The 6,603-nt window shown below is 75.6% G+C and carries 3 protein-coding genes; 2 read left to right on the top strand and 1 reads right to left on the bottom strand.

The window, feature by feature from the left end; all coding sequences use genetic code 11:
- Window positions 1-363: 363 nt before the first annotated feature.
- Window positions 364-1,626, bottom strand: coding sequence for an LPXTG cell wall anchor domain-containing protein (locus OG689_RS43980; protein ID WP_266316489.1), 1,263 nt, complete (start codon window positions 1,624-1,626; stop codon window positions 364-366).
- A 1,627-nt stretch (window positions 1,627-3,253) separates the two neighbouring features.
- On the opposite strand from OG689_RS43980, the gene OG689_RS43985 reads away from it, so the two are divergent.
- Both OG689_RS43985 and OG689_RS43990 read left to right on the top strand, forming a co-directional pair.
- The gene (locus OG689_RS43985; RefSeq protein WP_266316491.1) at window positions 3,254-4,867 is read left to right on the top strand and encodes an MFS transporter; all 1,614 of its coding nucleotides are present in this window, start codon (window positions 3,254-3,256) and stop codon (window positions 4,865-4,867) included.
- A gap of 276 nt (window positions 4,868-5,143) precedes the next feature.
- A complete protein-coding gene (locus OG689_RS43990; RefSeq protein ID WP_266316492.1) occupies window positions 5,144-6,211 on the top strand; it encodes a restriction endonuclease in 1,068 nt (355 codons plus the stop codon).
- Window positions 6,212-6,603: the final 392 nt, after the last annotated feature.

Raw genomic sequence — 6,603 nt, forward strand, 5'->3', positions numbered from 1 at the left:
CGTCCGACGCGGGCCGAACGCCCGGCACCGGGACGGGCCCGGACGCCCGGAGGTCGACGGCGGCGCGCTCCCCGCCCTCCCCCTGAGGAACTCCGGCGGGGGACGCGCTCACGTTCGGCCTGAACGCGTTCCACGAGACGGGCTCTGACACGGTTCTCCTTACGTCGGATGCTGGGGGGTGCCTCGACGGAGCACGGCGGCTCCTCGCGCTGGCGCAGCGGTGCCGGATGCGGTGCCGCACGCGGTGCGCTCCGGGCCGCTCCGGGCGATGCCGGACGGGGACGGACGGGGACGGGGGCGGGGCCGGACGGGGCCGGACGGGGACGGACGGGGACGGGGGCGGGTTGCGCGGGCCGGGGCGGTTCAGCCGTGCCGGGCCGCGGACCTGCGGCGGCGCAGCAGCACCAGGGTGCCGGTGCCGAGGGCGAGCGCGGTGGCGCCGGCGGCTGCCGTCAGCAGGGTGCTGCCGTCGGCGCCGGTCTGGGCGAGGTCGCGCTCCAGGGTGTCGGCGGTGGCCTTCGCCCTGGCGACCGCGGCGGGGGTGATCTGCAGCGGAGGGAGGGCGGGGAGGCTGACGGGGAAGGCGATCGGCAACTGGTCGGGGTCGATCGGGGTGGTGACCGGCTGCGGCGAGGCCGAGGCCGAGGCTGTGGCTGTGGCTGTGGCTGTGGCTGTGGCTGTGGCTGTGGCTGTGGCTGTGGCTGTGGCTGAAGCCGGGGCGGGGCCGGCGGATGAGGCGGACCTGACCGCGCTCGGGCTCGGACTCCCGGCTGCGGTGGCCGACTTGACCGTGCTGGGTGTCGGGCTGGACGGGGCCGTTGTCACCGCGCTCGGGCTCGGGCTCGGGCCGGGGCTCGTACTCCTGCTCGGGGTAGGGCTGGGGCTGGGGCTCGCGGCGGGCCGGGTCGAAGCGGGTGCCGCCGGGGTCGACTTCACCGGGCTCGGGCTCGGGCTGGGGCTCGACGTGACGACGGGGGCGGGTGCCTTGATGGTGAATCCGGCGCCGATGACGCACTCGCAGGCGTAGCTCCCGACGCCCACCGGCTCCCCGGTCCGGTCGTCGAGCGGTGTGGAGAAGAGGACCGGCACCACGCCGGCCGGGCCCTGGGGGGCGTCGGCGGTGAAGGAGGCGCGCACCTTGACGGACACGTTCCTGGACTTCCTGACGGCGAGCAGCGCGTCGTCGGACGGGTGGCCGGCCGGGTCCTGGGCGCCCAGCAGGAACAGCGCGCCGCCGTCCGGGCGTCCGTCGGCGCCGCCGCCGGGGGCCACGGAGGCGGGCAGCCAGGCGCGGGTGCCGAGCGGCTGGTACTCGACGTGGACGGCCGCGGGGCTCAGAATTCCGCTGCTGCTCCGGAATTCGAGCAGCGGAAGGGCGACGAAGTCGTTGCCCGCGCGGTTGTCGATCCTGAGGGAGAATTCGCGGACGTCCCCGCCGGCGACGAATGTCCTCGGTACACCGACCATCCACAGGTCGAGATGACGGCCCAGGGCGGCCCCCGCCCACGCGGTGTCGGGCGACGGGGACCCGGCGGCAAAGGCGGTGGAGGCGTCGGCGCCGGCCAGTCCCACGGAGGACGTGAGCGTGGCGACGGCGGCGAATTCGAGTATGCGGCGAACAGGCAAGGGGAACCTCGTTGAGGAATGGGGTTAATGCCTTTGACAGGTGCTCGACTGCGGCCCGAAGTACCGTGGCCCATTTTGGGCGTTGCCGCGATCCGCGGGGTGCGGGCAGCGGGACGCGAAGGACCCGCGGATCGGGTTGCCGCAGTGTGCGGTTCGCCACTTTGCACGGGATCGGCGCGTGATGCAACCGCCGGTTCGCGGGCCCGACGCCGCTCAACTCGGTTGCGGCCCGGCGAATCTCACGCGCCGTCAAAGCCATTGATAACGTTGCGATAAACGTCCGGGACGGGCGCGGCGGGCCGTTCTCCTCTCACGGTGACAGCGCACCCCACCACTTCGCCGGAGGACTCTCATGCCGCCCACCGCGACCGCCCGCCCCACGCCCCGCGCCGGCCGGCTCGCCCGCCGGGTCGCCCGCCCCGCGGCCCGGCGGAGCGGCCCGGCCGGCACACCGGCCCACGTACCGGCGGCCGTACCTGCTGGTACGGCCGACCTCGTGCCGTACGACGCCGCGGCGTACGACCTGGCGGCGTACGCCGTGGCGGCGCCTTCGCCCGGGTCGGGCCCCTGCGCGGCGATCGACGGCGCGGGGCCGTCCGCCCGGTCGCCGCGACCCGCACGGGGTGCGGGCACGGCCGCCGGGTTCCACGTTCCCGACGACGGGAATTCCCTCCGGGCGGAACGCCCCGGCACATCGGCGCGGTGCGACCCGGCGCCGCTTCGCTTTCGCGTCCCGACGGCCGGGCGATTGCAGGTTTCCGCCTCTCGGTGCGATCCCGCGCCCGGCGGTTCGGTGCCCGGATCGGCGAACCCGGGCGTGAAAGCGGTGACGGCGCTGTGCGCGCACGACGGCGGCCGGCTGCCGAATTGCACCGGCAGCGCGGCGGGACGGCCCGGGAGGTCCATCTGCCGCTCGGCGCGGCGCGGTTCGGTCACGGGAACCGGCGGCCTCTCGGCATTCTCGGCAGCACCCGGGCGGCCGCGCAGAAACCCGGCGCCGTCGTGGCGGGAAAGGGGTCCGCGGCCACCTCCCGGCGCGGGACCGACAACGACCACCACCGCGATCCGCCGGCGATTCCGCTCAGGACGGGAATCCGTCACCGCTTCCGGCGGCCGGAAAGGAACACCGGCCGCGGCGCGGGCACACCGGGGCTGAATTCCGTTCGTCGACGCCGTCAACGTCACCGACGGTCCGGTGAATGCGCCGGAACAGTCTCCGGATTCGTCGCGGGCGGTGTCGCGGGGACGGTGCGGACGCTCCCTTGGCGAGCCCGGCCACCGCCGCACCGGCACCGGTGCGGGCGCGGAGCGGCCGGCGGTGCGGGCGCGGAGCGGCGGTGCGGGCGCGGAGCGGCGGTGCGGGCGCGGAGCGGCGGCTGCCGGGGCACGGGCACCGGCGCCGGCGCGGGGTGCCGGGCCCCGGCAGCCGCCGCTCCGCCGAACAGCTGACATCGCGTCGGCGGGACGTGGCGTTGCCCCGTGCCGCTGCGACGTCCGGGCAGGGTCGGTGGGTGGACCGGGCGCGGTCCCGCGGCCCGGCCCCCGGCCCGGTCGGGGGCGGCTTCCTCCCGGTCGTCAGGCGTGGGGCCGGCGTGCGGCGGGCCCGAAGGACGGAAGGACGAGGCGGATGGCAGGCCGGCGGCCCGACCCCACCCCGCAGGGCTGCGCGCCCGTGGCGGCCAGCCAGTCGCTGACGCTGGCGGCGATGCTGTTCGCGGTGTCGATGACGTTCATCGACCAGACGATCGTGTCGATCGCCGCGCCCGACATCATCCGCGAGCTGGGCCTGTCGGCGGTCGGCATGCAGTGGGTGGTGAACGCCTACCTGCTGTCGCTGGCCGCGTTCTTCGCCCTGGGCGGGCGGCTGGCGGACGTGCTGGGCCACAAGCGGATGATGCTGGTCGGGACGCTGACCTTCGTGGTCGCCTCGGCGCTGTGCGGGGCGGTGCCGTCCGGGGAGGGCGCCGAGACCTGGCTGATCTGCTTCCGGGCGGTGCAGGGCCTGGGTGCGGCCCTGATGTTCCCGGCGGCGCTCGCGGTGGTGGTGGAGGTGTTCCCGGTGGAGCGGCGCGGGCGGGCGCTGGCGCTGTTCTTCGGGGTGGCGGGCGGGCTGACGGCGATCGGCCCGCTGCTGGGCGGCTGGCTGACCGGCTGGACCTGGCGGGCGATCTTCTGGGTCAACGTGCCGGTGGCGGTGGTCGCGGTGGTGCTGACGGTGCTGGCCGGGATCCGCAACACCGCGCGCCGGGAGCCGATCGACTGGACGGGCGCCGTCCTGGCGGCGGCCGGGATGGGGCTGAGCGTGCTCGGCCTGCAGCAGGCGGCGTCCTGGGGCTGGGGCAGTTGGGCGACCTGGCTGTGCATCGTGGGAGGCCTGCTGGTGCTGGCGGTGTTCGTGCTGGTGGAGCTGGGCACCGAGCATCCGCTGATCAAGCTGCGGGTCTTCGCCGACCGGGCGTTCGCGGCGGACAACGCGGTGCTGTTCTTCGCCATGATCGCCTTCGTGCCGGTGTTCTTCTTCGCCTCCGTCTACGCCCAGGTGGCGCTGGAGCAGTCGCCGAGCGAGGCGGGGCTGTACCTGCTGGTGTTCTTCGCCGGTTTCGCCCCCGGCTCGCAGGTCGGCGGGCGGATGCTGGACCGGCGCGGCGCGCGCCCGCCGATACTGCTGGGCACGGCGGTGTCCGCGGTCGGCTTCGCGCTCTGGGCCTGGAAGATCACCGACCTGTCGCTCGGCGCGCAGTGGCCGTACATCGTGCTGGCGGGCGCGGGGATCGGACTGCTGCTGACGCCGGCCTCGACGGACGCGGTCAACCGCGCGATCGACGCCTCCTACGGCGAGGTCACCGGGATCACCCAGACCGTGCGCAACTACTCGGCCAGCCTGGGCCTGGCCGTGCTGGGCACCGTCCTGCTGCACAGCACCACCCGCAACGTGCAGCAAACGCTGGTCGCCGGCGGCGTCCCGGCCGACGCCGCGCCCGCGGTGGCCGCCACCATCACCGGGAGCATCACCGGCCACGGCCCGGGCGGGCAGAACCCCGCCACCGGCGTCGGGACCACCCTGCTGGACGCGATCCGGCACGACTTCGCCGAGGCGAACGCGCCCGTGCTGTACGGCATGGCGGCGGCCCTCACGGTCGCCTTCCTGTGCGCCCTGGCACACCCGGGCACCCGGGTCACCGCCGCCGGCGGCGACGCGTCCGCGCAGGCCGCCGCCCGCGCGAGCGGGAGAACGGCCTGACCGCAGGGCGGCGGCCCCAGGCCCGGGCCCGGCGACGCCGGGCCCCCGACCGGGGACGGGAGGACCCAGACCGGCGGCGCAGGGTCCCGACCAGGACGCAGGTCCCGACCAGGACGCAGGTCCCCCGGTGGGGCCGCCGTGACGGCCGGCCCGCCACCGCCCCGGGGCCGGTCTCCTTTCAGGAATGATCAATTCCCGTAGGCGCCTGACAGGGCATCAGCTCAGCCCCTAATCTGGCGCGTGCCACGCCCGGTCAACCTCCAAGGGGGGCGACGTATGTCCCGAAGCCGCAAGCTCCACCGCCTCAGCAACCCCGACACCGACGAGCGCCGCGCGCAGCGGATGCTGTTCCGTCACCTGCGCGACGACACCAACGCCAATCGCGGCCGGATGACGAAGCGGGTGCACGAGCTGCAGCTCCTGCTGGCGATGGACCCGGTGGAGTTCGAGCAGCTGATCGCCCGGCTGATGGAGGCGATGGGCATGAAGGTCGAGCTGACGGCCCGCTCGCGGGACGGCGGGGTGGACGTGCGCGGCATCGACACCGACCCCTTCCGCGGGGGGAACGTGATCGTGCAGGTGAAGCGGTACCGGGACACGGTGACACCGTCGGCGGTGCGGGACCTGTACGGCACGCTGCAGCACGACCGGGCCGCGACGAAGGCGGTGCTCGTCACCACCAGCAGGTTCGGGCCCAGCTCGCACCAGTTCGTCGCGGGCAAACCGATCGCCCTGATCAACGGCGCCGAGCTGGTCGGTCTGCTCAAGCACCACGGCTTCCACGAGGTGTTCGCGGCGGCCCGGTTCGGGGGCGCGGGCGGCGGGGAGGAGCTGCCCGAGGTCGAGGTCGCCGCCGAGCCCGCCCGGCTGCTGCTGCACTGGACCGGCGAGCAGGAGTACGACATCGCCGCCCTGGTGTGCCGGGGCAACAGGGCACTGTCGGACGAGCACCTGGTGTTCTACAACAACGGCTCGACGCCGGACGGCTCGGTGCGGCTGGTCACCGGCTACGGCGACGCGAACGCCTGCCTGATGGTCGACTTCGACGCGCTGCCCGCCGACGCCGACCGGCTGGTCATCGTCGCCGCGGCCGACACCGGCAACCACCCCGCGGCGACCATGGCCGGGTTCGCGGGGCCGGCGCTGATCCTGGAACCCGGCGCCGACCAGGCCCCGGCCGTGGTGCACCTGGCCGACGGCGCCCGCACCAACACCGCGATGCGCCTGGGCCGCTTCGACCGCGACAGCGCCGGCGACCGGGACTTCACCCCCGCCCTCGCCGGGTACCCGGGCGGACTGCACCAGGCCGTGGTCGCCTACGGCCTGGAGGTGGACGACGCGTAGCGGACGGGCGGGCCGGCCGGCGCCGGCGGGCCGACGCGGGCGGGCCGACGCGGGCGGGCCGACGCGGGCGGACCGGCGCGGGCGGACCGGCGCGGGCGGACCGGCGCGGGCGGACCGGCGCGGGCGGACCGGCGCGGGCGGACCGGCGCGGGCGGGCCGGCGCGGGCGGACCGGCGCGGGCGGACCGGCGCGGGCGGGCCGGCGCGGGCGCGCGACTCAGACCGGGTAGCGGACCAGGTCGCCGGTGGCCAGGTCGAAGGCGAAGGGCGCGGGGATCGGCACCAGGTCGCCGAAGCTGCCGCTCCAGCGCTGGCGGTGGACGCCTGCGGCCGGTGCCGGGTACAGCACGATCGCGCCGTCGCGGGGATCGATCAGCAGGTACAGCGGAATGT

Origin of the sequence: Kitasatospora sp. NBC_00240 (assembly GCF_026342405.1) — a bacterium.
Taxonomy (GTDB): Bacteria; Actinomycetota; Actinomycetes; order Streptomycetales; family Streptomycetaceae; genus Kitasatospora.

Bases quoted from the DNA above. Each gene is read 5' to 3' on its own strand.
- OG689_RS43990 (WP_266316492.1), top strand. From the start codon at position 5,144: ATGTCCCGAAGCCGCAAGCTCCACCGCCTCAGCAACCCCGACACCGAC.
- OG689_RS43985 (WP_266316491.1), top strand. From the start codon at position 3,254: ATGGCAGGCCGGCGGCCCGACCCCACCCCGCAGGGCTGCGCGCCCGTG.